The sequence below is a fragment of the Heliomicrobium undosum genome, from assembly GCF_009877425.1.
GTDB lineage: Bacteria > Bacillota > Desulfitobacteriia > Heliobacteriales > Heliobacteriaceae > Heliomicrobium > Heliomicrobium undosum.
The window spans coordinates 15,070-40,234 of sequence record NZ_WXEY01000011.1 but is presented as its reverse complement, the minus strand read 5'-3'; the positions used below and the strand labels follow the sequence as shown (position 1 = coordinate 40,234).

Genomic DNA, 25,165 nt, shown 5'->3' with positions numbered 1-25,165 from the left:
TCCTGGCGGGACTCTGTTTGTTTACCAGCGATAATGGGCGAAGGCCTTGTTGGCTTCGGCCATCTTGTGGGTGTCTTCTTTTTTCTTCACGGCGCCGCCGGTGCTGTTGGCGGCATCCATGATCTCTCCAGCCAGCTTGTCAATCATGGTTTTGCCGGAACGCTCACGAGAGTACTTGATGAGCCAACGCAGGCCCAGAGTCTGGCGGCGTTCGGGACGAACCTCGATCGGCACCTGGTAGTTGGCGCCGCCGACACGGCGAGCTTTGACTTCCAGGAGAGGCATCACGTTTTTCAACGCGGCTTCCAGGACTTCCATGGGGTTCTTGTTGGTCTTTTCCTTGATCACATCAAGGGCGCCGTACAAAATGGCCTCGGCAGTGCTTTTTTTCCCGTCCAACATGATCTGGTTTGCCAGTTTCGTGACAACCTTGGAGTTGTAAATGGGATCGGGGAGCACTTCACGCCGGGCGACAGATCCTCTACGCGGCATAGGATTCTCCTCCCCTCATTACCTCTTGCCTTTGACAGGTCCTTTGGCAGCCGTAGCGGCGCCTTTTTTGGGGCGCTTCGTTCCATATTTCGAACGGCCCTGGTTGCGGTTCTGGGTACCGGCGGTATCCAGAGCGCCACGAACGATGTGGTAGCGCACACCGGGGAGGTCTTTCACCCGGCCTCCGCGAACCAGAACGACGGAGTGCTCTTGAAGGTTGTGCCCGATGCCGGGAATGTAGGCGGTCACTTCCACCCCGTTGGTCAAACGTACCCGGGCCACTTTGCGCAGAGCCGAGTTCGGCTTCTTGGGAGTCGTCGTATAGACGCGGGTGCAAACCCCACGCTTTTGCGGACACTCTTTCAATGCCGGAGCGGTCGATTTCTCCGTGAGAACTTCGCGGCCTTTGCGGATCAACTGGCTAATCGTTGGCATGAACATCCACCTCCTTCCCGGAATTCTTCTTACAACTCACCCATGCGTATCGTCAGTGAAGAAATTATCTACTCAGCCACAATGGCCGCTGACGCCGAGCCAACCTTGATGTTGCAAGCCAGGCCTAGCGCCTCCATCGAATCCACGTTGACAACGGGAATCGCCTTTTCTTCACACAGCTTCATTAAAGGATTCACCAGATGGGGGTCGGCGTCTCCGGCGATATAGACCAGTTTGACCTGCCCCTTCTCCACCGCCTTCAGGGTCTGCTTGGTGCCAACCGTCTTCTGGCGGGCCTGTTTCAAGCGCTCTAAAGGCATAGTAAGCCTCCTTTAACGAATCACACACTTGATTATAGTATCACTTCCAAAGATGCGTGTCAACAAAAATGCTGTTCGTCCCGCTGTCTCTGTCAATAAAGGAAAATGGGCCGGTCAGGCGGCGCCTTCGTCCGGCCCATCCCCTATCAAGTAAAGGCTATCTTTTCACTTTGTTGAAAACTCTCTTAGACCGTTCCGTCTTCCAGGTACTCATCGTCCATTTCGTCGCCCGCGAGCAGTTGGATGTTGCGGTAGCGCGACATGCCTGTGCCGGCCGGGATCAATTTGCCGATGATGACGTTTTCTTTCAGACCGAGCAGCGGGTCCACTTTGCCTTTGATGGCGGCTTCAGTGAGCACCCGCGTCGTCTCCTGGAAGGAGGCGGCGGAGAGGAAGGAGTCGGTGGCCAGTGAGGCCTTGGTGATGCCCAGCAGGATCGGACGCGCGGTGGCCGGTTCCAGGCCGGCTTCGATGGCTTTGAAGTTCTCGGCCTCGAAGTCAGCGATGTCGATGAGACCACCGGGAAGCAGGTCCGTATCGCCTGGCTCCTCGACCTTCACCTTGCGCATCATCTGCCGGACCATGACCTCGATGTGCTTGTCGTTGATGTCGACGCCCTGGAGGCGGTAGACGCGCTGGACCTCCCGCAGCAGGTAGGTCTGGACGCCCTGGATTCCCTTGACGCGCAGCATGTCATGGGGGTTGACGGAGCCTTCCGTCAGTTCGACGCCGGCTTGCACCCGCTGGCCGTCTTCGATTTTCAGACGGGAGTTATAGGGAATGGCGTAGTGATGCTGCTCGCCGTCGTCGGTGACGATCTCGATATCCTTGCGGCCTTTGTTCTCGACGATCCGGACGATACCGTCCTGTTCGGCGATGATCGCCAGGCCCTTCGGTTTGCGAGCTTCGAAAAGTTCCTCAACCCGCGGCAGACCTTGGGTGATGTCATCGCCGGCGACACCGCCGGTGTGGAAGGTCCGCATCGTCAACTGCGTCCCCGGTTCGCCGATGGACTGCGCGGCGATGATGCCGACAGCTTCGCCAATCTCGACGGATCGGCCGGTGGCCAGGTTGCGGCCGTAGCAGCGGCGGCAAACACCGTAGCGGGTGCGACAGGTCAATACGTTGCGGATATAGACGGAATTCTGTTTGAGCTTGCCCTGTTTGATCAACTGATCGATCCTTTCGGCGGCATCCGCCTGGATCTCTTCGTTGTAATCGGCAAGCTTTTCACCCGTTTCGGGATCGATGATCTCTTCCAGGGCGTAGCGGCCGGTGAGGCGATCGGTCAGCTTTTCGATAACCTGCTTGCCGTCGACAATCGCTTCAACGGGGATGCCTTCGTGGGTGCCGCAGTCGATCTCCCGCACGATGACATCCTGGGATACGTCGACGAGACGACGGGTCAGGTAACCGGAGTCGGCTGTCCGCAGCGCCGTATCGGCAAGGCCTTTGCGGGCGCCGTGGGTGGAGATGAAGTATTCCAAAACGGTGAGGCCTTCGCGGAAGTTGGCTTTGATCGGCAGGTCGATAATGCGGCCCGACGGGTCGGCCATCAAGCCGCGCATCCCGGCGAGCTGACGGATCTGCTGAATGTTACCGCGGGCGCCCGAGTTGGCCATCATGTAGACGGGGTTGAATTTGTCCAACGTCTGCATCAAGGCTTGGGTGACGCCGTCCGTTGTCTTGTTCCAGATGTCGATAACCTTCTGGTAACGTTCCTCTTCGGTGATCAAACCGCGGCGGTACTGTTGTTCAACCTTTTCTACGAAGCCGTCGGCCTCGCCGATAAGGCGTTTCTTCTCTTCAGGAACTTCCACGTCGGTGATCCCGACGGTGATGCCAGCGCGGGTGGAGAAGGTGTAACCCAGTTTTTTAATGCCGTCAAGCATGGCGGCTGTTTCGCTGATCCCTAACTTGTCATAGCAGCGGGCGACGATGTTCCCCAACTGCTTCTTGCCGACGACCTCGTTGACGTAGCCGACCTTGGGCGGGATGACGCTGTTGAAAATCAGCCGTCCCACCGTGGTCGAGAGGCGTCCCTGCTCATCAAAGGAGCGGGCTTCACCTTTGGCGTATTCGAGGGCTTCTTGCACACGCGCTGTGGGCCGGACGCGAATCCGAGCCTGCAGGTTGACGCTCTTGGCGTCATAGGCGGCAATGGCCTCATCGGGGCTGGCGAAGATCATGTTCTCGCCTTTGGCGCCTTCGCGCTCAATGGTCAGGTAATAAGCGCCGATGACCATGTCTTGGGTCGGCGTGGCGACGGGCCGACCATCCTTCGGGTTAAGGATGTTATGGGCCGACAGCATCAGGTTGCGCGCCTCCGCCTGGGCTTCAGCGGAGAGGGGCACGTGGACGGCCATCTGGTCGCCGTCGAAGTCAGCGTTGTAAGCCGTGCAGACGAGCGGGTGGATCTGCAACGCCCGGCCTTCGACGAGAACCGGTTCAAAGGCCTGAATGCCGAGGCGGTGCAGGGTCGGCGCCCGGTTGAGCAGGACGGGGTGTTCGGCGATGACGTCCTCCAGGACATCCCAGACTTCGTTTTTGACGCGCTCCACCATCCGCTTGGCGCTCTTGATGTTGTGGGCGTGGCCGTCCTCGACGAGCTTTTTCATGACAAAGGGCTTGAACAGTTCCAGCGCCATCTCTTTGGGGAGGCCGCACTGGTGCAGCTTTAGTTCGGGACCGACGACGATGACGGAACGTCCGGAGTAGTCGACCCGTTTCCCGAGCAGGTTCTGGCGGAAGCGGCCCTGTTTGCCCTTGAGCATGTCAGAGAGGGACTTGAGGGGTCGGTTGCCCGGTCCGGTGACGGGCCGGCCGCGGCGACCGTTGTCGATGAGGGCGTCGACAGCTTCTTGCAGCATCCGCTTTTCGTTGCGGACGATGATGTCGGGAGCGCCCAGATCGAGCAGCCGCTTGAGGCGGTTGTTCCGGTTGATCACGCGCCGGTAAAGATCGTTCAAGTCAGAGGTGGCGAAGCGGCCGCCGTCGAGTTGCACCATGGGGCGCAGTTCCGGCGGGATGACAGGGACGACGTCCATGATCATCCAGTCGGGACGGTTGCCGGAATTTTTGAAGGCTTCCACGACCTCCAGGCGGCGGATGGCGCGCACCTTCCGCTGCCCCGACACCTCTTTCAATTCCTGGCGCAGTTCCCGGCAAAGTTGATCCAGGTCCATCTCGACGAGGAGTTCTTTGATCGCCTCAGCGCCCATACCGGCGCGGAAACGGTTGCCGTATTTTTCCCTGTGTTCCCGGTATTCCGTCTCCGTGAGGAGCTGCTTTTTCATCAGCGGCGTGTCGCCCTGTTCGATGACGATGTAGGCGACAAAGTACAGGACTTTCTCCAGCGAACGGGGCGACATGTCGAGCAACAGGCCCATCCGGCTGGGGATGCCTTTGAAGTACCAGATGTGGGAGACAGGCGCCGCCAGTTCGATATGGCCGAGGCGTTCCCGGCGGACCTTGGAGCGGGTGACCTCGACGCCGCAGCGGTCACAGACGATGCCCTTGTAGCGGACCCGTTTGTATTTGCCGCAGTGACACTCCCAGTCGCGGGTGGGGCCAAAGATCCGTTCACAGAACAAGCCATCCCGTTCCGGCTTAAGGGTCCGGTAGTTGATGGTTTCCGGTTTCTTCACTTCCCCGCTCGACCATTGCCGGATCAGATCCGGTGAAGCCAGGCCGATGCGCATGCGGTCGAAATTATTGACATCGAGCAACGGATTCTCTCCCTTCCGGGTTGTCACCTTTGGGCGGATCAGTCTTCTTCCAGTTCTTCCAAGGCATCCTGCAGGAAGCCGGCGGCAAAATCGATCTCCTCTTCATCATCCATTTCATCGGGCGATGCGGGCTCACCGGCCGTTTCCGGCTTATCTTCGCCTTGGATGTCGATGCCGAGTTCCTTGGCCGTCTCGGCCACGTCTTCCTCGACTTCCTTGATCTCGATTTCCCGTTCGTCTTCCGAGAGGATTTTGACATCCAAGCCCAGGCTCTGCAGTTCTTTGATCAATACCTTGAAGGATTCGGGCACGCCCGGTTCGGGGATGTTCTCGCCCTTGACGATCGCTTCGTATGTTTTCACACGACCGACCACGTCGTCCGATTTGACGGTGAGGATCTCCTGCAGGGTGTAGGCGGCCCCGTAGGCCTCGAGCGCCCAAACCTCCATCTCGCCGAAACGCTGGCCGCCGAACTGGGCCTTGCCGCCCAAGGGCTGCTGCGTGACGAGCGAGTAGGGACCGGTCGAACGAGCGTGGATCTTGTCGTCAACAAGGTGGGCCAGTTTCAACATGTACATATAGCCGACGGTGATCGGATTGTCGAAGGGTTCGCCAGTCCGGCCGTCATAGAGGATTGATTTGCCAAGGGGAACAGCGGCCATGGTCTCGCGCAGGCCCTCGGTCCGGGTGTCCGTCAAGGCCACTTCGTTCGATTTGGGCAACCCTGCCTTGGTGAGGAATTCAAAGATATCATCTTCTGTGGCGCCGTCAAAGACCGGCGTGGCCACGCGGATCCCTTTTTCTCCGCTCGGCGTCCCTTCGGCGAGGAAACCGCGGTCCATATGCTTGGAAGCCCAACCGAGGTGGGTCTCCAGGATCTGACCGATGTTCATCCGCGAGGGAACACCCAGGGGATTGAGTACGATTTCGACGGGCGTGCCGTCGGCCAGGTAGGGCATGTCGGCTTCCGGCATGATCCGGGAGATGACGCCCTTGTTACCGTGGCGGCCGGCCATCTTGTCGCCCTCGGAGATTTTCCGCTTCTGAGCGATATAGACGCGCACCAGTTGGTTGACGCCAGGCGCAAGTTCGTCGCCGTTTTCCCGCGAGAACACCTTGACGTCGACGATCTTGCCGGCTTCCCCGTGGGGGACGCGCAAGGAGGTGTCGCGCACTTCCCGCGCCTTTTCGCCGAAGATGGCCCGCAGCAGGCGCTCTTCCGCCGTCAATTCCGTCTCGCCTTTGGGGGTAACCTTGCCGACGAGGATGTCGCCGGGGCGGACCTCGGCGCCGACGCGGATGATGCCGCGATCGTCCAGGTCTTTTAAGACCTCATCGCCCACGTTGGGGATGTCGCGGGTGATCTCTTCTGGTCCCAGCTTGGTGTCGCGAGAGTCGCATTCATATTCTTCAATATGAATGGAGGTGAAGTAGTCCTCTTTGACCAGTTTTTCGTTGACCAAGATGGCGTCTTCGTAGTTGTAGCCTTCCCAGGTCATGAAGGCGACGAGGACGTTGCGCCCCAGGGCCAATTCGCCCTGATCGGTCGAGGGGCCGTCGGCGATGGTCTGGCCGGCCTCGACGCGCTGCCCTTTATAGCAAATCGGTTTTTGGTTGATGCAGGTGCCCTGGTTGGAACGGAGGAACTTGAGCAGCTTGTGATGCTCGGTTGTGCCGTCGTCACAGCGGATGAAGATCTCGTCGCCAGTGACCCGCTCCACGTAGCCGGCTTTGCGGGCGATGGCGCAGACACCCGAGTCGTAGGCAGCCTTGAATTCCATCCCTGTGCCCACATAGGGGGCGTCGGTGCGCAAGAGGGGCACGGCCTGGCGTTGCATGTTGGCGCCCATCAAGGCGCGGTTGGCGTCGTCATGCTCCAGGAAGGGGATCAAGGCGGTGGCGATGGAGACGACCTGTTTGGGTGAAACGTCCATGTAGTCGACTTTTTCGACGGGGACGACGAGGATGTCGTGGCCGTGACGGGCGTTGACCCGTTTTTCCTTGAAACGCCCTTCTTCATCGAGAGGGGCGTTGGCCTGGGCCACGATATACTTGTCTTCCTCATCGGCGGTCAGGTAGTCGATCTGGTCGGTGACGACGCCGCGCTCCTTGTCGACCTTGCGGTAGGGCGTCTCAATAAAGCCAAACTCGTTGATCCGCGCAAAGGTGGACAATGAGCCGATCAGGCCGATGTTGGGACCTTCCGGCGTCTCGATGGGGCACATGCGTCCATAGTGGGAGTGGTGAACGTCGCGCACTTCGAAGCCGGCCCGTTCCCGCGAAAGACCGCCGGGACCGAGGGCGGAGAGGCGGCGCTTGTGGGTCAGTTCGGCCAGCGGGTTCGTCTGGTCCATGAACTGGGAGAGCTGGGAGGAGCCGAAGAACTCCTTGATGGCGGCCACGACAGGACGGATGTTGATCAGCACCTGCGGCGTGATGACCTCCACGTCCTGGATGGTCATCCGCTCGCGAACCACCCGTTCCATCCGCGAGAGGCCGATGCGGAACTGGTTCTGCAACAGTTCGCCGACAGAGCGGAGGCGGCGGTTGCCCAAGTGGTCGATATCGTCGGCCCGTCCCTCGCCCTGCATCAGCTTGAGCAGTTCCCGGACGGCGGCGATGATGTCATCCCGAGTCAGGTGGCGGATCTCCCGTTCCACGCTGACACCGAGGCGTTTATTGATCTTATAACGGCCGACTTTGGCCAGGTCGTAACGCTTGGGATCGAAAAAGAGGGTCTCCAGCAGGCTCCTCGCGCTGTCCACTGTCGGAGGCTCGCCGGGACGGAGGCGTTTATAGATCTCAACGAGCGCTTCTTCCGTGTTTTCCGTGTTATCCCGTTCCAGGGTGATCCGGATCCGCTCGTCGCCGTCGAAGAGTTCGTGCACCTGGGCGTTGTTGGAATAACCCAAGGCCCGGATGAGCACGGTCGCCGGCAGCTTGCGGGTGCGGTCGATGCGCACGAAGACGTTGTCGTTGATGTCGGTTTCAAATTCCAGCCAGGCGCCGCGGTTGGGGATGATGGTGGCGCCGAAGAGCTTTTTGCCGCTTGGTGGGTCGATGGCTTCATTGTAATAGACACCAGGTGAACGAACGAGCTGGCTGACGATGACCCGTTCAGCGCCGTTGATGATGAAGGTGCCTTTGTCCGTCATCAACGGGAAGTCGCCCATGAAGACTTCCTGCTCTTTGACCTCGCCCGTCTCTTTGTTGATCAGGCGGACTTTGACGCGCAAAGGGGCCGCAAAGGTGACATCGCGTTCCTTGCATTCTTCCACGCTGTATTTGGGGTCGCCCAGGGCATAGTCGATGAACTCCAGGATCAGGTTCCCCGTGAAGTCCTGGATGGGCGAGATATCGCGGAACATCTCGCGCAAACCCTCTTCGAGAAACCAGCGATAAGAGTTCTGCTGGATTTCTATCAGATTGGGCATGTCCATGACTTCCTGGATGCGGGCAAATGTCCATCGCTCGCGAGGCCCACATTGCACAGGATATACCATCCGATTCACCTCTTGTATCGTGATAGCAAAACAAAAGAAACACCAGTTCGAGGGTCTGTCTTCACCTACCCTCTACGACCAGGTTTCTTTTCTACGATTGCGGCAATAGACTCCCTCCCCGGCGAGTCCACCCAGGTTCCCCCTCATATCCGGGTATTCTACCCTGTCGAAACCGAAATTATTCCCGGTAAAATGCACCCTTGCTGGAGTGATCACCCCAATCACGGGCACAATCGCAAGATATAATATTAGCATAAGAGGCGTAAACTGTCAATGACAGTGAGCCGTTGCCAGAAAAATATTTGGAGTGAAAAAAAGCAGGACGGAGGGATCCGCCCTGCTTTTTTCCAACTGTTCCTGAAGCGAGATTACTTAACTTCGGCAGAAGCGCCGGCTTCTTCAAGCTTCTTCTTGATGGCTTCGGCTTCTTCTTTGGCGATTTTCTCTTTAACGGCTTTGGGAGCGCCGTCAACGAGGTCTTTTGCTTCTTTGAGGCCCAGGCCGGTGATTTCGCGGACGACTTTGATGACGTTGACTTTCTTGTCGCCAGCGGCTTTCAGGATGACGTCAAATTCGGTTTGCTCTTCGACAGGAGCAGCAGCGGCGGCGGCCACGGGCATGGCGGCCATGGCGACGGGAGCGGCAGCGCTGACGCCGAATTCTTCTTCGAAGGCTTTGACCAGTTCGGCCAGTTCGAGAACGGTCAGGCCTTTGACCGCTTCGATGATTTCATTGATCTTGCTCATGGTATTGAATTCCTCCATTTAATATTATCATGGTTTGAGGGGTTGCCCTTGCTCCAAACCTACCGGAAAGGAGCGGGGCTTAGGTTAAGCGCTCAGGCGGCTGGCCTTATGCGCTTTCCTTTTGTTTGCGCAGGTCTTCCAGGGCGTAGCCCAGTTTGCGGATGGGACCTTGCAGGACATTGACCAGGCCGACGAGGGGACCTTGGATGCCGGCGAGGACCTGGGCCAGCAGGACTTCGCGCGACGGCAGATCGGCCAGGGCCTTGACGCCGTCAACAGTGATGACCTTGCCTTCGACAACGCCGGCTTTGATGGCGAAGTTTTTGTTCTTGGTCGTCTTGGCGAATTCCGTCAGCACCTTGGCGGGAGCGACGGGGTCCTCAATACCGAAAGCGATCGCTGTCGGGCCTTCCAGGTAGGGGTCCAGACCTTGGATACCGAGCTCGTTGGCGACGATGCGGGTCAGGGTGTTTTTGCAGACCTTGAACTCCACGCCGGCCTTGCGGAACTCGTTCCGCAGTTTGGTGGCTTCCTTGACGGTCATTCCCCGGAAGTCGGCGAGCACGCAGGACTTGGCTTTGCCCATGGTTTCTCTGATTTCAGCGAGTTGTGCAGCTTTTTGTTCTTTATTGGCCATGCGGGTTGTTTCACCCCCTTTGCGGTGAGAAAGCGGAAAAGCCTCCGCTGCAGACAGCGGAGGCTTGGCGACAAAACATATCCTGATGAAGCCGGCGCAAGGCCGCTTCACTGGTTATCTTGACCAATCACCTCGGCAGGTGTTTTCACATTAAGCCGCATCACTGCGGCGCCTGCTGTCTACAGCGAGTCTTTTCAATTTTCATAGTCACTAGACTGTATCTATCCTAATCATCAGCCTTCCGGTTGTCAAGCCGGAATTTACTGTTGGACCTGAACGGCATGAGGCTTCAGCGGGTTGATGCGAACGCCAGGGCTCATCGTGGACGACAAGGTGATGCTCTTGATGTACTGGCCTTTCGCCGCCGCCGGTTTCGCCTTGATCAGGGTGTCCAGCAGGGTCTGATAGTTCTCCAGCAGTTTCTGGGCATCGAAAGAAGCCTTGCCGATGGGGGCATGGATGATCCCCGTCTTGTCAACGCGGTATTCGATCTTACCAGCTTTGATCTCTTGGATCGCCCGGGTCACGTCAAAGGTGACGGTGCCGGTCTTGGGGTTGGGCATCAAGCCCTTGGGACCGAGCAAACGGCCCAGTTTACCGACGAGACCCATCACGTCGGGCGTGGCGACAGCCACGTCAAAGTCCAGCCAGCCGCCCTGGATCTTTTCAACGAGATCCTCGGCGCCAACGGCATCAGCGCCGGCAGCTTCGGCTTCCTTGGCCTTGTCGCCCTTGGCGAAGACGGCCACTTTCCGGGATTTGCCGGTGCCATGGGGCAGAACGACAGCGCCCCGGATCATCTGGTCGGCATGGCGCGGATCGACGCCGAGCCGGAAGGCGGCTTCCACCGTCTCATCGAACTTGGCGGTTGCCATCTTCTTGACCATATCCATGGCCTCTTGGGCTTCCAGGACTTGATCCCGGTCAACCAGTTTGGCCTGTTCCAGATACTTTTTCCCGTGTTTCGGCATGTTTTATCCTCCTCGTGGTGTTGGCGGGCTTTAGCCCTCCCACTGGGTCAACGCGATCCCGATTAGACGATCTCAATGCCCATGCTGCGGGCGGTGCCCTCGATCATGCGCATGGCCGCCTCGACGCTGGCCGCGTTGAGGTCTTTCATCTTCATTTCGGCGATTTCCTGCACTTTCGCGCGAGGAACCTTGCCGACTTTTTTCTTGTTGGGCGTGCCGGATGCTGTTTCGATACCGGCTGCTTTTTTCAGCAGAACGGCGGCCGGGGGCGTCTTGGTCACGAAGGTGAAGGAACGGTCTTCATACACCGTAATTTCCACCGGGATGATCAGGCCGGCTTGGGCCGCGGTAGCTTCGTTGTACTGCTTGCAAAAGGCCATAATGTTAACCCCATGCTGGCCCAGGGCAGGACCGACCGGGGGGGCGGGGTTCGCTTTACCGGCAGGACATTGCAGCTTGACGACTGCGACTACTTTTTTTGCCATTGGTTGGTGCCACCTCCTTCTCTTGGTCTATTAGCACGACTTATACTTTTTCTACTTGTGAAAAATCAAGCTCAACGGGCGTCTCCCTGCCAAACATGGAGACGAGCACCTTCAGCTTGCCTTTTTCCGGCTGAATGTCTTCGATGGTGCCGATAAAATCCTGAAAAGGCCCGGAGATCACCCGCACGTTCTGCTTGAGTTCATAGTCGTGGCGGGTCCGCGCCTCATCAAGGCCCATCGATTTCAGGATGTGCGCCGCTTCGCCAGGCTGCAAGGGAATCGGTTTTGTTCCCGGACCCACAAAGCCGGTTACCCCAGGCGTGTTGCGCACTACATACCAGGAGTCGTCCGTCATGATCATCTCAACGATGACATAACCTGGGAAGACCTTGCGCTTCGTTACCTTGCGCTTGCCGTTTTTGATCTCGACTTCGTCTTCCATGGGGACGAGGATGCGAAAGATCTTGTCCTCCATGTTCATCGATTCGACACGGCGTTCCAGGTTGGCCTTCACCTTGTTCTCATAGCCGGAGTAAGTATGGATCACGTACCACTGCTTTTCCATGGTCACTTGATCAATGCTTTCAGCGTGAGACTCAAGGCTTCATCGACTACGAAAATCAGCGCCGCCACGAAGACGACAGCGGTGAGGACGACACCTGTGTAGGTGATCACTTCCTGGCGGGTCGGCCAATGGACCTTCTTCATCTCGCTGGCTACGCCGCGGGCGAAGTTCTGGGAGCGTTCCATCGTTGAAGAACGTGTAACAGCGGGTTTTTTTGCCGGCTCCCCTTTTTTGGCAGCGTCCTTGACCAGGGTTGCTTTGGTCGCTTTTTCTGTTTTCTCGACCTTTTCAGGCTTATCCGTTTGTTTTATCTCGCCCACTGGAACTTCCCTTCCTCAAACACCGATTCGCCGCAAGTCATGGCGCTACCCACGTCCGGCGGATTAGGGACGGCGACAGCACCGCAAGTGAGCACAGACCTACTTGGTCTCTTTATGGACCTTTTGCGTCTTGCACCATTTGCAGTACTTCTTCAACTCGATACGATCAGGATCGTTCTTCTTGTTCTTGTTCGTCATGTAATTCCGGCGCTTGCACTCCGTGCAGGCCAGGGTAACACCGACACGCATTGCGACACCTCCCCCGTTGCATTGACAAAACCACCCGTACCGGGTGGTCCGAATTTGCCCATTACTCACATTACTTTAGCACAAGCAAAAACGGAAGTCAACAACATTCCCGGGTGGTTCCTGCCCGCGCAGGACGCAATAAAAGAGGGCACTCTCTACAAAGTATGCCCTCAGAAAAATGTCTTTATCCGGCGAAAAATCCACCCGTCTCCAGGTGGATTATTTCGGCTCGTCCACGATTTCTTTGGTTAAAAAACGGACTTCCCGGGTAGGGCACCGATCGCGCAGGGCGCCGGCCAGACGTTCCTCGTCCCGGTTTTCCAGGTATTTTTCCAACTTGCGCTTAACCCGCTGCAAGGCGTTGTCGATGGACTTGACGTGCCGCTTTAAATCAACAGCGATCTCCTGATAGGACTTGCCCTCCAGATAGGACATGAGGACCTTCCATTCGAGAGAACTCAGGATCTCGCCCATCTTTTCCTCAATATCGTCGAACTCCTCACGGCTGATGATCAACTCTTCCGGATCGGTGATCTTGGTGCCAGAAATGACATCGAGGAGCGTCCGATCAGAGTCTTCATCATAGATGGGCTTGTTTAACGAGACGTAAGAGTTCAGGGGGATATGCTTCTGACGGGTTGCCGTCTTGATGGCCGTGATGATCTGGCGGGTGATGCATAGCTCGGCAAAGGCGCGAAAGGAGGAAAGCTTATCACAGCGGAAGTCGCGAATCGCTTTGTAGAGGCCGATCATCCCTTCCTGAATGATGTCCTCCCGATCCGCCCCGATCAAAAAGTAGGAACGCGCTTTGGCGCGAACGAAGTTCTTGTATTTGTTGATCAGGTATTCGAGGGCTTCTTCATCGCCCTCTTTGGCCATTTCTACGACTTCTTCGTCCACGAGTTGCTCAAAGTCGTCCAACAGTTCTCTCTGGGCATTCACACTCACGCCTATCGCCCCCACAATTGAGTTTCCCTTCGAATCGCCCGATTCGTGTGAAGCCCTGTTCCGCTTGAAGGCGGGTTGTCCTTTGGGAACAACCTCATTATACCCGAAGGTCTTTTTGACCGTCAAGGACTCGCCCCCAATCATCGGCAGTTTTAGGAGGTCAGGCCGCGGCGCATCTGTTCCAGTCTCCGGCGGAGTTCTTCATCGAGACGGCTATCGAGGCGGCTGTCAAGGGCATCGCCCTCTGCGCCTGCTTGCAGGCGCTGCTTTTTCTCCCGCGTCGACGCCCTGACTTGGGCGTGGAGTTCCCGCACGGGGAGCCGGCAGGCTCCCCGCCCGAGGGCGATGGCCTGCTCGACAGCGTCTCCCGTAGCCACCCAGACGTTGCCGCGGACCTGCCGCCCCAGCAGGCGCTCGATGTACCGGTCGGCCGTCTCCTCTTCGCGGGTGTAGACGATGCGGGCACCGGCCCGCTCCTCGACCCGCTCCTTCCCCCCCTTGACATGGTGGGCATCGAAGACGACGATCAGCCGGAGCCCCTGCAGGGCGGCGTATTCCATGAGGATGTCGATCAGTTTGTCTCGGGCGTGGTCGAAGCTGCGGGCGCGCAGATCATGCAGGTCGGGCCAGGCGTTCAAGGCGTTGTACCCGTCGACGATCAGGGTGTCTTTCATTGCATGCCCATGGGTTTATTGCTGCGTCGTTGCGCCCTCCTGAAGCTGGCGGACACGCTCGTACATGAGCAACGCGCCGGCGACAGAGGCGTTGAGGGAGTCGACCTTTCCTCCCATGGGGATCGAGACCAGGTGATCACAGTGTTCCCGCAGCAGCGGGCTGATTCCCTTGCCTTCACTGCCGACGATCAGTCCCACGGGGCCCTTGAAGTCCTGGCGGAAATAGGGTTGGGGCGCGTCCATGGCGCTGCCGATGATCCAAAGTCCTGCTTTTTTCAGTTGTCCTACCGTCTGGACGAGGTTGGTCACCCGGGCGATAGGCACGTATTCGACGGCGCCGGCTGAGGCTTTGGCGACGGTGCTGGTGATCGCCCCGCCGCGTCGTTTGGGGATGACGACGCCATGGGCACCGGCGCCTTCGGCCGTGCGCAAAAGCGCGCCGATGTTGTGGGGGTCCTCCAGTCCGTCGAGGAGCAGGACGAAGGGCGGCTCCCCTTTGGCTTTGGCTTTTTCCAGGATCTCCTCTACCTCTACATAGGCAACCGGCGCCACATGGGCGATGATGCCCTGGTGGTGGCGCGCCTCCTGGTCGAGGACTGTCCGCTCCAGTTCGGTGATGGGGATGCCTTTATCGCGGGCCATGCCCAGGATCTCCCGGATGGAGCCCTCCCGGGCGCCTTTTGCGATGACGAGCTTATTGATGGCGCGGCCAGATTTCAGCGCTTCCATGACAGGTTGCCGGCCCGCCAGCAAGTCCTCCCGCTCTTCGGGCTCGGGCCTTTCCACGGCGATGCGCCGACCGCGTCCGTCGCGCGGTTTTGCCGATTCACGGCCTTCACGATTATCTCTCGGCTCGAAGGGCTTGCCGAATTCGCGACGCTCTTCCGGTCCGCCAGCTCCCCTGCGGAAGTCGCGACGGTCACCTGTTTCGCCGGCTCCTTTACGGAAGTCGCGACGGTCGCCTATTTCGCCGCCAGCCGGACCTTTGCGGAAGTCGCGGCGGCCTCCCGGTTCACCGGCGGTCGGACCCTTGCGAAAATCGCTTCTTTCGCCGAAACCGCCGGTCCCGGGGCCTTTGCGGAAGTCGCGACGGTCCCCCGGTTCACCAGGGGCCGGACCCTTGCGAAAATCCCGCTGGTCACCCAAACCGCCGGCGGCAGGACCCTTGCGGAAGTCACGACGGTCACCCGAACCACCGGTCGCCGGTCCTTTGCGGAACTCACGGCGTTCTCCCGCTTCGCCGGCACCCGGACCCTTGCGAGCCCCCCGGTTTTCTTTCGGCCCTTTCCCAAAGGGCTTTTCACGGGAAGGAATTTGTCTTTCCCTCTTCATACTACTTCGGCTCCATTTCCTTCATGCCGGGAAGTGTGTCACTTCCGCAGCCTCTTTCGTTTTCCCGCTTGTCCAACCACAGGGCGAGCTGCTCCCGCAGGAAAGGCAGGCGCTCCGGCCGCGCGAGCGACCAATATCCCACGAGGCATTCGAAGCCTGTCGACAACCGGTAGGTGGTCACATCGGTCGATTTGGGCGAGCGGCCGGAGTCAGCGTTGCGGCCACGGCGCACCCATTCCTTTTCCTCCTCATCAAGGAGGGGTTCGATGCGTCGCAACAGGGCGACCTGTGATGCGGCCCGGACGAGCTCGACAGCCTGCTTGTGCAACTGGGCCACCTTGACAACGCCGGCCTCGATCAGTGTCCGGCGGACCCACAACTCGTAGACGGCGTCGCCCAGATAAGCCAGCGCCAGGGGCGACGGCAGTTCGGCCGGGACGCTGCCGCGCCAGTCCTTCCAACCGCCGCCCATGAACGTGCAACCTGGTTCCACCGGTTCATCCCTTTTTTCCACGGTCAAGTCTTCTTCCAGCGGGCGCCCTGGGGCGTATCCTCGATGACGATGCCCAGTTCCTTCAGGCCGTCGCGGATGCGGTCGGCTGTCGCCCAGTCCTTTTTCTTCCGCGCCTCGGCGCGGAGGCCGATCAGCAGGTTCATCAGACCATCGACGGTTGAATCATCAGCCGCTGCCGCCCCTCCCGACAGGTCGATGCCGAGCACGCCGGCCAGTTCATTGAAGGTTTCACCCACCTGGAGCAGGATTTGCCGGTCTTCCGGCGACAGGGTGAAGCCGCCGTGCAGGAATGTGTTGGCCTCCCGGGCCAGGTCAAAGAGCATGGACAGGGCGAGGGCGGTGTTGAAGTCGTCGTCCATGGCCTCGCGGAAGCCGTTTTTCGCGGCCGTCCACTGTTCCTCCAAATTTTCCCGCTGCCCGGCGGGCCGTTCCGCCCCCCCTTTCCCGCTTGCGGCCAAGGTCTCTTCGATGAGGCGCCGGCTGGTGCGCAGGCGCTGCAGCCCTTTTTGCGCCGCTTCCAGCTTGCTGTCGTCAAAGTCGATGGGGCTGCGGTAGTGGGTGGAGAGGAGGTAGAAACGGATCACGTCGCCGGGGAATTTTTTCAGGATCTCCCGGAGGGTGAAGAAGTTGCCCAGTGACTTGGACATCTTCTCCTGGTTGACGGTGATAAAGCCGTTGTGCAGCCAGTAGCGGGCCATGGGGGCCACGCCGGTGCAGGCTTCCGATTGGGCGACTTCATTCTCATGGTGGGGGAAGATCAGATCCTGGCCGCCGCCGTGGATGTCGAAGGAGTCGCCAAGGTACTTGCGGGACATGGCGGAGCACTCGATATGCCAGCCCGGCCGACCCTGGCCCCAGGGGCTTTCCCAGGAGGGTTCGCCGGGCTTTGCCCCTTTCCAGAGGGCGAAGTCCATGGGGTGGCGCTTGCGTTCGTTCACATCAACGCGCGCGCCGGCTTGCAGGTCCTCAAGAGAACGGCCCGAGAGTTTGCCGTAGTCTTTGAAGCTGGGGATGGAGAAGTAGACATCTCCGTCCAGTTCGTAGGCGTGGCCCTTCTCGACCAGCGCCCCGATCATGGCGATGATCTCGGCCATGTGAGCGCTCACCTTGGGGTGAATGGTCGCCGGCCGCACGTTGAGCGCCTTGGCGTCGCGGTAGTATTCTTCCACAAAACGGGCGGCCATGGCGATGGGATCTTCGCCGATCTCGTTGGCGCGGTTGATGATCTTGTCGTCGATGTCGGTGAAGTTCTGAATATATTCGACCTCGTAGCCGACATGCTCCAGGTAGCGGCGGACTGTATCGAAGACGACCAGCGGCCTCGCATTGCCCAGATGGATATAGTCATATGTTGTCGGGCCGCAGACATACATGCCGACGCGTCCGGCCTTATGCGGAACAAACGTCTCCTTTTCCCTGCTGAGGGTGTTGTACACTCGCAGACTCACCGTGGTTCTCCTCCATTTGCGCGATCCGTTCCTCGAGATGGCTGATCTTGCGCTGCAGGCAGAAGATCATCTCGGCCACCGGATCGGGCAGTTTGTTGTGTTCCAGGTCGACGAGTTGACGATCCCGCACACTGACGCCGTCTTGGACGACGATGCGCCCGGGAACGCCGACGACGGTGCAGTTGGGCGGCACCGGTTTCAAAACGACAGAGCCGGCGCCGATCTTGACGTTGTCGCCGATGGTGATCGAACCGAGCACCCGCGCGCCCGATGAGACGACGACGTTGTTGCCGATGGTCGGGTGGCGCTTCCCTTTTTCCTTGCCCGTCCCGCCCAGGGTGACGCCCTGGTAGATGGTCACGTTGTCGCCCACTTCAGCCGTCTCGCCGATGACGACGCCCATGCCATGGTCGATGAAGAGGCCCTCGCCGATCTTGGCGCCCGGGTGGATCTCGATGCCCGTGATAAAGCGCACCACCTGGGAGAGGAAGCGGGCCAGGACGACCCATCCCTTTTTATAGAGCCAGTGGTTCAGCCGGTGCAGCAGGATGGCGTGAAAGCCCGGGTAACAGAGGACGACCTCCCAAACCGACTTTGCAGCGGGATCCCGTTCGAAGATGACTTGGATGTCTTTGCGGATGCGAGCAAGCATTGTCAGTTTTCCCCCTCTGTCATAAAAAGTGAAGCAAATAGAAAAACCCTTCCCTCTGTCAAAGGACAGAGGCGAAGGGCGGTTCGCGGTTCCACTCTGTTTGGCCCAAAGGACCATCTCAGGCCGACGTCATCAGGCGACGCGGCAGGCCGGTAACGGGGCCAAGCCGTCCGGACCTACTCGTTTTCGGTCCGGCGATTCCCGGGCGCACGGCCACCGCAAAGCGCCCCCGGTCGCTTCCAGCCAAGGCGACCTTCTCTGGTGGGGATTTGAGGTGGAACCTCCCGTTCCTCATCGTTGTAGCGGATGCGTTTTTGCCGACTTTGCGGATCGGCTTGATGGGGATACACCTTTATTATAGGCGGCGCCGGGACCAGGTGTCAACGCGGCGGGAGACTTCAGCGACTGAACGGCGAGGAATGACAGGAAAAGCCTCGCCGTTTACAGCGCAACCCCCGCCAGTTCCGCCGCCCGTCTCATGCGGGTGACGGCGCTTTCCCGGCCCAGGGCGGCAATGAGGGCGTTGAGGTCAGGCCCGTGCTGCTGCCCTGTCAAGGCGACGCGGATGGGCATGAAGACATTGCGGCCCTTTTCTTTCGTCTCCTTGGTCACCTCTTTGAGCATGACCTTGATGTTGTCCGGCGTCAGGTCGCGGCCTTCCGAGAGCTTGCGCAAGAAGGCGTTGAGGACCTTGGGAACCTGTTCTTCGGTCATGACGGCTTTGGCCTCGTCGCTCTCAAAGGTGATGTCGTCGCCAAAGAAGAGCGGGATGAAGTCGGCGATTTGGGCCATGTAACTGACCTTCTCCTGGATGGCCTGCACCATGTAGCGGACCTTGCGCGCCGCCGTTTCGTCGAGGGGTTCCTGGACGACGCCGGCTTCGAGCAGGTGCGGCATGGCGAGGGTGACGAGGCGGTCTAGGTCAGCCTTGCGGAGGTAGACGCCGTTGATCCAGTTCAGTTTCTCAAAATCGAAGACAGCCGGGCTCTTGGCGACACGGTCGAGGGAGAACTGGGCGATCAGGTCGTCGAGGCTGAAGATCTCCTCTTCGCCCCCCGGCGACCAGCCAAGCAGGACGAGGAAGTTGACGAGCGCCTCCGGCAGGTAGCCCTGTCGCTGGTAGGCGACGACCGAGGTGGAGCCATGGCGTTTGCTCATCTTGGAGCGGTCTTTGCCGAGGATGAGCGACACATGGGCGAACTTGGGCGGCGTCAGGCCGAGGGCGTCGTAGATGAGCATTTGGCGCGGCGTGTTGGACAGGTGTTCCTCACCGCGGATGACATGGGTGATCGCCATCAGGGCGTCGTCGAGGACAACGGCGAAGTTGTAGGTGGGGATGCCGTCCGATTTGACGATGATGAAATCGCCGATGCCGGCGCATTCAAAGCTGACATGGCCGCGGACGAGGTCGTCGATGGCGACGGCGCCCTCATCGGGGACGCGGAAGCGGATGACCGGTTTCCGGCCTTCGGCCCGGAAGCGCGCCTCATCGTCGGCGCTGAGGCAGCGGCAGCGGCCGCCGTAACGGGGGAGTTCCCCTTTCTCGGCAAAGGCTTGACGCTCGGCTTCCAGTTCTTCTTCCGAGCAGTAGCAGCGGTAGGCCTTGCCTTCGTCCAGCAGCTTGTCAGCCGCCTCGCGGTAGGTGTGAAGGCGCTCCGTCTGCCGGTAGGGGGCGTGGGGTCCGCCGACGCGGATGCCCTCGTCCCAGGTGATGCCCAGCCATTCGAGAGCGTCGAGGATGTTGTCCTCGCTCTCCCGGCTGGAACGCTCCAGATCGGTATCTTCGACACGGACGATGAATTGACCGCCGAAACGGCGGGCCAGTAGGAAGTTGAAGAGGGCCGAACGGGCGCCGCCGATATGCAGGGGGCCTGTCGGGCTGGGGGCGAAGCGAACGCGTATGTTTTCCATGCGCTTTGCGGCTCCTTTGCTTACGGGCGAGGCCTCGCCCGGAAAATCGAAATCCATATAGCGACACCGGGTTGGCAAATCGGGGTGATAAGGCAGCGTTCGCTAAGAGCTCCGCGGCGGCTCGCTCGCTTTTCGCCGCTCCGCTCAAACCGCTCACGCTGCCTTATCACCCGGTTTGCTGTTACCGCCGGATCGTCGCCACAGCGTACGAAGCGATTCCCTCACCGGTGCCAGCGAAGCCGAGGCCTTCGGTGGTGGTGGCTTTGACGTTGATCCGGTCGGGGGCGATGCCGAGGGTGCGGGCGATGTTCTCTTGCATTTTTGGGATGTGGGGCGCCAGTTTGGGCCGCTGGGCCACGACGGTCGCGTCGATGTGGCCGACAGACCAGCCCTGGGCGGCCAGTTTTTCGCCCACGATTTTTAACAGGAGCAGGCTGGAGACGCCTTTATACGCCTGATCCGTGTCGGGGAAGTGGCGGCCGATGTCGCCCATTCCGGCGGCGCCCAGCAAGGCGTCTTTGATAGCGTGGAGCAGCACGTCGGCGTCGGAATGGCCGAGGAGGCCCTTTTCGTAGGGGATATCGACACCGCCGAGGATCAAGGCTCGTCCTTCGACAAGGCGGTGCACGTCATAGCCCATGCCGGTGCGAACGTCCGTCCCGCTCGGGGACGCCGGGGATGCGCCGGGGGTCGATACGGCTGAAGTGCCCGCAGGGGTGCTGACGGAGTTTCCCGCTGCAGCCGCCGCTTCCCGAGAGGCAAGCGATTCAACGCTATTGGCTTGTCCCGGCGCTTTGACGCCGCGCCGGGCCAGGATCGCCTCGGCCAGCACCAGGTCGTCGGGCGTCGTCAGTTTCAGGTTTTCATAGTCGCCTTCCACCAGGTAGACGGGATGGCCCGCCTGTTCCATGACCATGGCGTCGTCTGTCGGCAGGGGGCCGGTATGGCGCGCCCCGGAATCGTACCAGGCGGCATAGGCTCGAGTCAGTTCATCGTAGGCGAAGACCTGCGGGGTCTGCACGGCGTAGAGGCCGGACCGTTCGGGCGTGGCGAACACCTTGCCGTCGTCGGCGGCCTGTTTGATCGTGTCTTTCACCGGGACAGCGGCGACGGCTGACCGGTATTGGCGGACTTTCTGGATGCATCTGGAAAGCAGCGCAGGCGTGAAAAGGGGCCGTGCTCCATCGTGCACGGCCACCCATTGACAGTCTTCCGAGGCCAACGCCTGCAACCCGTTCCATACGGAATCGATGCGCTCGTCGCCGCCTTCCACCAGGCGGACCCGGTCGGTCCACCGGTACCGCTCCAGCATTTCTCCCATCTCTCCGGCGTCGTCCCGGTGGATGACCAGGACGCAGGGGCCGAAATCAGGATGGGCGAGCAGCCCTTGCAAGGTCCAGGCGAGGACCGGCCGGCCCGCCAGGGGCAGCAGCACCTTGTTCGCTCCGGCGCCCATGCGCTTGCCCCGGCCGGCGGCAACGATAACAACGGCGCAGGTGTCCTTAGACAATGGCGTTCACCTCATTGAGCGCCGGTGTCGGCGATACTTTCTTTCCTTCGCCGGGCTTCGGTTTGGCGAAGATCATCCGCCCGGCCGATGTCTGCAGGACCGATGTGACGAGAACGGTGATGGTCTGGCCCATGAAGCGCTTGCCGCCGTCGACGACGATCATGGTGCCGTCGTCGAGGTAGGCGACGCCTTGACCCAGTTCTTTGCCGTCTTTGATCACCTGAACGGTCATCTCTTCGCCGGGCAACACGACCGGCTTGACGGCGTTGGCCAGTTCATTGATGTTGAGGACCTTGACGCCTTGCAGTTCCGCCACCTTGTTCAGGTTGTAGTCGTTGGTGACGATGTGGCCGTTGATCTCTCGGCAGAGCCGAACGAGCTTCGAGTCGACCTCAGCCAAGTCGTCGTAGTCGCGCTGATCGATATGGACCGCCACGTCCAACTCCTTGCGGATCTTGTTCAACACGTCGAGTCCGCGGCGACCGCGGTTGCGTTTGAGCAGGTCCGAGGAATCGGCGATATGCTGCAGTTCCTCCAGGACAAAGGCGGGGATCACCAGGGTGCCGTCGATAAAGCCGCTCTTGCAGATGTCGGCGATGCGGCCATCGATGATGACGCTGGTGTCAAGCACCTTCAGGCAGGCGCCTTTTGCCTCGGCCTTATCCTCCGTTTTTTCTTTGGCCTGTTTTTCCTTCCAACGGGGATAAATAAAGATGAGAATCTCTTCCCGTTTTTTGACGCCGACGCGCATACCCACGTAACCCATGATGGCCGAAAGTCCTACCGAAAGATACCTTCCCAACCCCGGGAGTTCCGAAATGGAGACATCCAACAAATTGGCAATGATCAAGCCAACTATAAGACCGATCGCCCCGCCAACAAGATCCTGAATGGGTGTGCGCTGCAACCTGTTTTCCAACCAGCCGGTCATCACGACAACCCATCGTATCAATTGCGGGGCGATAATGAAGCCCAACGCGCCAGGGATCAATGTGATAACAGCTAAGAATGAATGCTTCGCCGGATAGGAAGAAAGATCAAAGACCCGGTTTGCGCCAGAGAGCAAGGACATGCCGACGGAAAAACCGACGGCGGCAAAAGCGACTGCAATGGCGCTGCGCATGAAATTGCGAATCATCCTATCACCTCCTTTACTATTATTTTAACAAAGTAACATTAACATTATACGGGAAAAACATATTTACGGCAAGGATATGGATATTTTTTGAATAGATTAGACTTTTTTCCCTAAAAAAGCAAAAAGCCCCGTCGGCCCTCAGGCCAGCAACCGGGACAGCATGGCTTCAATCTGCTCTGGCGGGGTGTCGTAGGCCAGAACTAGTTCACTGACAAGGATCTGTTTCGCGTTTTCGAGCATCCGCCGTTCCCCTGTGGACAACCCTTTCTCCTGGTTGCGGTGGATCAGATTGCTGACCACCTCCGCCACGGCGTACACATCGCCGCTCTTCATCTTGTCCAGGTTGGCCCGGTAGCGCCGGTGCCAGTTATTGGACATGACCGACTTTCTCGTCTGAAGCAAGGACATCACCTGATCGGCCTCGATGGCGTCGATGACCTGCCTCAGTCCGATTTCCGAGATCTGCCCGCTGGGAACCAGGATGCGCATATCGCCCAAGGACAGGCGAAGCACGTAGTACTGCCGCTTCTCCCCCAGCACCTCCCGTTCCTCCACGGCCTCGATCACGCCGGCGCCATGCATGGGGTAGACCACCTTGTCACCGATGGCAAACACGCCCTTCCTCCTTTCCCCTCGGTCCCGTTGGCCGCCGCTTCGCCCCTTCATTGACAATCCTTGACTGTCACCGCTATAATAAGTGCAAACATCCGGTTGGGAAAGGACGGGAGCATTGGAGCATGAAGGACTTGGCGTGCCAGCAGTTTCAGGATACGGTAGCGGAATTTTTAATTCGCCACCAGAGCATCCTGGACATCATCTCCAAGTCTCAGGAATCCAATGCCCGGGTAAACCGGGCGGTGGTGAAGGCAGTGACCCACTGCGGCTGTGTCAAAGTCAGGGCCGAAAAGTCTGCCATCCCGCCAGAAGCGACCCTCGCGGATCTAAAACAGCTGCTTGACAGCCATCTTGACGGCGAGTTGTGCCCCAACTGCCGGGAAATCATTGAGAGCGAGATGGGTAAGTCCATCTTCTACCTGACGGCGCTTTGTCACAGCCTGGGTCTGAGTCTGGCCGATGTGCTCCAGCGGGAGCACGAAAAAGTCTCCACGCTAAGAGTATTCAACTTCACCTGATTCCATGACCTGAGAGGACGGTTGTCCCTTCAGGATCCGCCCACGAATGCAGGCGGCCGCGTTGCGGTCGCTTTTTTATTTGCCTATCGCATAACTTGCGCCTGCCGGCGCAAACTTTTCATTGAATACTGGCCGATCAGAAAGGGGCGCGACCGTGCAGGCCGACCAAAACAACAGCCATCCTCAAACCGGCATCCCCGTTCCGGCAGCATCGGTAGTCATTTACCCGCCGTCCCACTGGCCGGGACAGACCACCCCGCCGACAGGATTCCGCAGCGCCGCAGGACCACGAGATCAGAATCAACAAGATAATCAAAAGGCGAGTCAGCAGGGCAACGACGATTCGCAGCAGGGGCAGGGTCAGGGACAAGGGCAGGGGCAGAAGCAGGCCAAAGGGCAGGGACGAGGACGGGGACAAGGGCAGGCTCAGGGACAAGAACAAGGGCAAGGACAAAAGAACAATCAAGGCCAACACCAGGGAACGCAAGGCGGGGGAAACCCGCAGGAAGGTCAAGGCAACCCTTTCCACATGGGTCCGGCCCCCTTCGCAGGCGGTTTCACCCCGCTGGGCGGCGGTTCTCCGATCATGGGCGGCAACTCTCCCATGATGGTGGCGGGAACCTTTCCCTTCGGCGCGCCCGCTTACGGGTACACCGTCCCGGCGGCCCAACCGATGTACACGACCTCTGCCGCCCCTGTGATGTCTGCCGGGACGAACGCCCTTACCGAGAAAGACCTGCTGCTGCTCGTCGAACTGATGGCGCTGGAGATGAATGCGGCTCGCAAATACCGGCACTTTGCCCAATCCGCCGGTGACGACGGAGTGACGACGGCCTTGGAACGGGCAAGCCAGATGCACCAGCGACATCTGAAGGTGATGTTGCAGCACTGCCAGGTCGGCGGCATGAGCCTATGGTCATAAGGGAGGACAGGATATGGCCGGCGCGCTGAAAATGCGAAAAACTTCCCGCCAGTCGCCCAAAGGCCAAGGCCAGGGGAATGGTCAAGGAAACGGTCAAGGAAATAACCAGGCAACGGGGAACGGGACGGGAGGCGGCCCCCAGGGTTCCGACGGTCTGACCGCGCAGGAGATGTTTTGGGACGTTTTGAGCACCGAGAAGCAACTGGCCCATTTATGCAACCAGGCTGCCCTGGAGGCGGGACAGCCGGGTCTTTATCAGGATCTGATGGCCATTCTGAACGAAACGCAAGCCTGCCACCGGGAACTCTTTCACCTGATGCTCCAGCGCGGATGGTACCACCTGCACCCGGCCGATTTGATGCAGGCGCAACAGGTCTTCCAGGAGTTTCATTCCATGTCCCAGTCGTTGCAGGATCAAAAACGGGGCGGTCAAGGCGGCCAGGGCGGCGGCGCGCAGGAGAGCGGCGGCGCAGCCGCAACAGGCGGCAATGCGTCGCAAAGCTCCGGCGGTTCAGCGGGTGGAGGGAATTGA

The 25,165-nt window shown here is 59.5% G+C and carries 25 protein-coding genes and 1 other annotated feature; of the genes, 3 read left to right on the top strand and 22 right to left on the bottom strand.

The features are described 5' to 3' along the window. Positions 1 to 21: 21 nt before the first annotated feature. From rpsG to GTO91_RS10935, 22 genes are all read right to left on the bottom strand, one after another. Positions 22 to 492 carry a 30S ribosomal protein S7 gene (gene rpsG, locus GTO91_RS11040; protein WP_161258775.1) on the bottom strand — a complete coding sequence of 157 codons (471 nt, stop codon included), beginning with the start codon at positions 490 to 492 and terminating at the stop codon, positions 22 to 24. A gap of 18 nt (positions 493 to 510) precedes the next feature. Beyond that, entirely contained in the window at positions 511 to 927 is a 417-nt protein-coding gene (gene rpsL, locus GTO91_RS11035; protein WP_161258774.1) for a 30S ribosomal protein S12, read from the bottom strand. A gap of 68 nt (positions 928 to 995) precedes the next feature. After that, positions 996 to 1,247 carry a L7Ae/L30e/S12e/Gadd45 family ribosomal protein gene (locus GTO91_RS11030; protein WP_161258773.1) on the bottom strand — a complete coding sequence of 84 codons (252 nt, stop codon included), beginning with the start codon at positions 1,245 to 1,247 and terminating at the stop codon, positions 996 to 998. Positions 1,248 to 1,432: 185 nt separating this feature from the next. Continuing rightward, positions 1,433 to 4,975 carry a DNA-directed RNA polymerase subunit beta' gene (gene rpoC, locus GTO91_RS11025; protein ID WP_161258772.1) on the bottom strand — a complete coding sequence of 1,181 codons (3,543 nt, stop codon included), beginning with the start codon at positions 4,973 to 4,975 and terminating at the stop codon, positions 1,433 to 1,435. A gap of 38 nt (positions 4,976 to 5,013) precedes the next feature. Beyond that, positions 5,014 to 8,478 (bottom strand): DNA-directed RNA polymerase subunit beta, encoded by a 3,465-nt coding sequence (rpoB, locus tag GTO91_RS11020; RefSeq protein WP_161258771.1) that lies wholly within the window; start codon positions 8,476 to 8,478, stop codon positions 5,014 to 5,016. 368 nt (positions 8,479 to 8,846) lie between these two features. Next, positions 8,847 to 9,224 (bottom strand): 50S ribosomal protein L7/L12, encoded by a 378-nt coding sequence (rplL, locus tag GTO91_RS11015; protein ID WP_161258770.1) that lies wholly within the window; start codon positions 9,222 to 9,224, stop codon positions 8,847 to 8,849. A gap of 106 nt (positions 9,225 to 9,330) precedes the next feature. Continuing rightward, the gene (gene rplJ, locus GTO91_RS11010) at positions 9,331 to 9,861 is read right to left on the bottom strand and encodes a 50S ribosomal protein L10 (protein ID WP_161258769.1); all 531 of its coding nucleotides are present in this window, start codon (positions 9,859 to 9,861) and stop codon (positions 9,331 to 9,333) included. 25 nt (positions 9,862 to 9,886) lie between these two features. Continuing rightward, positions 9,887 to 10,064 (bottom strand) — a sequence feature (ribosomal protein L10 leader region). Between the two features lie 57 nt (positions 10,065 to 10,121). Next, a complete protein-coding gene (rplA, locus tag GTO91_RS11005) occupies positions 10,122 to 10,832 on the bottom strand; it encodes a 50S ribosomal protein L1 (protein WP_161258768.1) in 711 nt (236 codons plus the stop codon). Positions 10,833 to 10,894: 62 nt separating this feature from the next. After that, positions 10,895 to 11,317, bottom strand: coding sequence for a 50S ribosomal protein L11 (gene rplK, locus GTO91_RS11000; RefSeq protein WP_161258767.1), 423 nt, complete (start codon positions 11,315 to 11,317; stop codon positions 10,895 to 10,897). Between the two features lie 40 nt (positions 11,318 to 11,357). Beyond that, positions 11,358 to 11,882, bottom strand: coding sequence for a transcription termination/antitermination protein NusG (nusG, locus tag GTO91_RS10995; protein WP_161258845.1), 525 nt, complete (start codon positions 11,880 to 11,882; stop codon positions 11,358 to 11,360). A gap of 2 nt (positions 11,883 to 11,884) precedes the next feature. After that, positions 11,885 to 12,202 (bottom strand): preprotein translocase subunit SecE, encoded by a 318-nt coding sequence (gene secE, locus GTO91_RS18670; RefSeq protein WP_328793787.1) that lies wholly within the window; start codon positions 12,200 to 12,202, stop codon positions 11,885 to 11,887. Between the two features lie 99 nt (positions 12,203 to 12,301). Then, entirely contained in the window at positions 12,302 to 12,451 is a 150-nt protein-coding gene (gene rpmG / locus GTO91_RS10985) for a 50S ribosomal protein L33 (protein ID WP_161258766.1), read from the bottom strand. 219 nt (positions 12,452 to 12,670) lie between these two features. Further along, complete coding sequence (gene sigH / locus GTO91_RS10980) at positions 12,671 to 13,399, bottom strand: RNA polymerase sporulation sigma factor SigH (RefSeq protein ID WP_328793786.1); 729 nt, start codon at positions 13,397 to 13,399, stop codon at positions 12,671 to 12,673. A 152-nt stretch (positions 13,400 to 13,551) separates the two neighbouring features. Beyond that, the gene (locus GTO91_RS10975; protein WP_161258765.1) at positions 13,552 to 14,073 is read right to left on the bottom strand and encodes an NYN domain-containing protein; all 522 of its coding nucleotides are present in this window, start codon (positions 14,071 to 14,073) and stop codon (positions 13,552 to 13,554) included. Between the two features lie 15 nt (positions 14,074 to 14,088). Continuing rightward, entirely contained in the window at positions 14,089 to 15,405 is a 1,317-nt protein-coding gene (gene rlmB / locus GTO91_RS18170; protein ID WP_235919545.1) for a 23S rRNA (guanosine(2251)-2'-O)-methyltransferase RlmB, read from the bottom strand. 1 nt (position 15,406) lies between these two features. Then, positions 15,407 to 15,919, bottom strand: coding sequence for a Mini-ribonuclease 3 (locus GTO91_RS10965; RefSeq protein ID WP_328793785.1), 513 nt, complete (start codon positions 15,917 to 15,919; stop codon positions 15,407 to 15,409). 2 nt (positions 15,920 to 15,921) lie between these two features. Next, entirely contained in the window at positions 15,922 to 17,361 is a 1,440-nt protein-coding gene (cysS, locus tag GTO91_RS10960) for a cysteine--tRNA ligase (RefSeq protein WP_170294205.1), read from the bottom strand. After that, positions 17,309 to 18,019, bottom strand: a complete 711-nt coding sequence (cysE, locus tag GTO91_RS10955; RefSeq protein ID WP_161258763.1) for a serine O-acetyltransferase — start codon at positions 18,017 to 18,019, stop codon at positions 17,309 to 17,311. Before cysE ends, cysS begins: the two co-directional genes overlap by 53 nt. A gap of 441 nt (positions 18,020 to 18,460) precedes the next feature. After that, the gene (gene gltX / locus GTO91_RS10950; protein WP_161258762.1) at positions 18,461 to 19,930 is read right to left on the bottom strand and encodes a glutamate--tRNA ligase; all 1,470 of its coding nucleotides are present in this window, start codon (positions 19,928 to 19,930) and stop codon (positions 18,461 to 18,463) included. 181 nt (positions 19,931 to 20,111) lie between these two features. Continuing rightward, the gene (gene ispD, locus GTO91_RS18665) at positions 20,112 to 21,440 is read right to left on the bottom strand and encodes a 2-C-methyl-D-erythritol 4-phosphate cytidylyltransferase (RefSeq protein ID WP_207709011.1); all 1,329 of its coding nucleotides are present in this window, start codon (positions 21,438 to 21,440) and stop codon (positions 20,112 to 20,114) included. After that, positions 21,433 to 22,578 carry a PIN/TRAM domain-containing protein gene (locus GTO91_RS10940; RefSeq protein WP_161258761.1) on the bottom strand — a complete coding sequence of 382 codons (1,146 nt, stop codon included), beginning with the start codon at positions 22,576 to 22,578 and terminating at the stop codon, positions 21,433 to 21,435. The genes ispD and GTO91_RS10940 overlap by 8 nt, the downstream gene beginning before the upstream one ends. Positions 22,579 to 22,716: 138 nt before the next feature. Continuing rightward, positions 22,717 to 23,193, bottom strand: coding sequence for a CarD family transcriptional regulator (locus GTO91_RS10935; RefSeq protein WP_161258760.1), 477 nt, complete (start codon positions 23,191 to 23,193; stop codon positions 22,717 to 22,719). Positions 23,194 to 23,315: 122 nt separating this feature from the next. On the opposite strand from GTO91_RS10935, the gene GTO91_RS10930 reads away from it, so the two are divergent. The 3 genes from GTO91_RS10930 to GTO91_RS10925 all read left to right on the top strand — a co-directional run bounded on the left by GTO91_RS10930 (position 23,316) and on the right by GTO91_RS10925 (position 25,165). Next, positions 23,316 to 23,711: a nucleoside triphosphate pyrophosphohydrolase family protein gene (locus GTO91_RS10930; protein ID WP_161258759.1), complete on the top strand. Its 396-nt coding sequence runs from the start codon at positions 23,316 to 23,318 to the stop codon at positions 23,709 to 23,711. A 154-nt stretch (positions 23,712 to 23,865) separates the two neighbouring features. Continuing rightward, positions 23,866 to 24,633, top strand: coding sequence for a hypothetical protein (locus GTO91_RS17770; protein WP_170294202.1), 768 nt, complete (start codon positions 23,866 to 23,868; stop codon positions 24,631 to 24,633). Between the two features lie 13 nt (positions 24,634 to 24,646). After that, a complete protein-coding gene (locus GTO91_RS10925; RefSeq protein WP_161258758.1) occupies positions 24,647 to 25,165 on the top strand; it encodes a spore coat protein in 519 nt (172 codons plus the stop codon).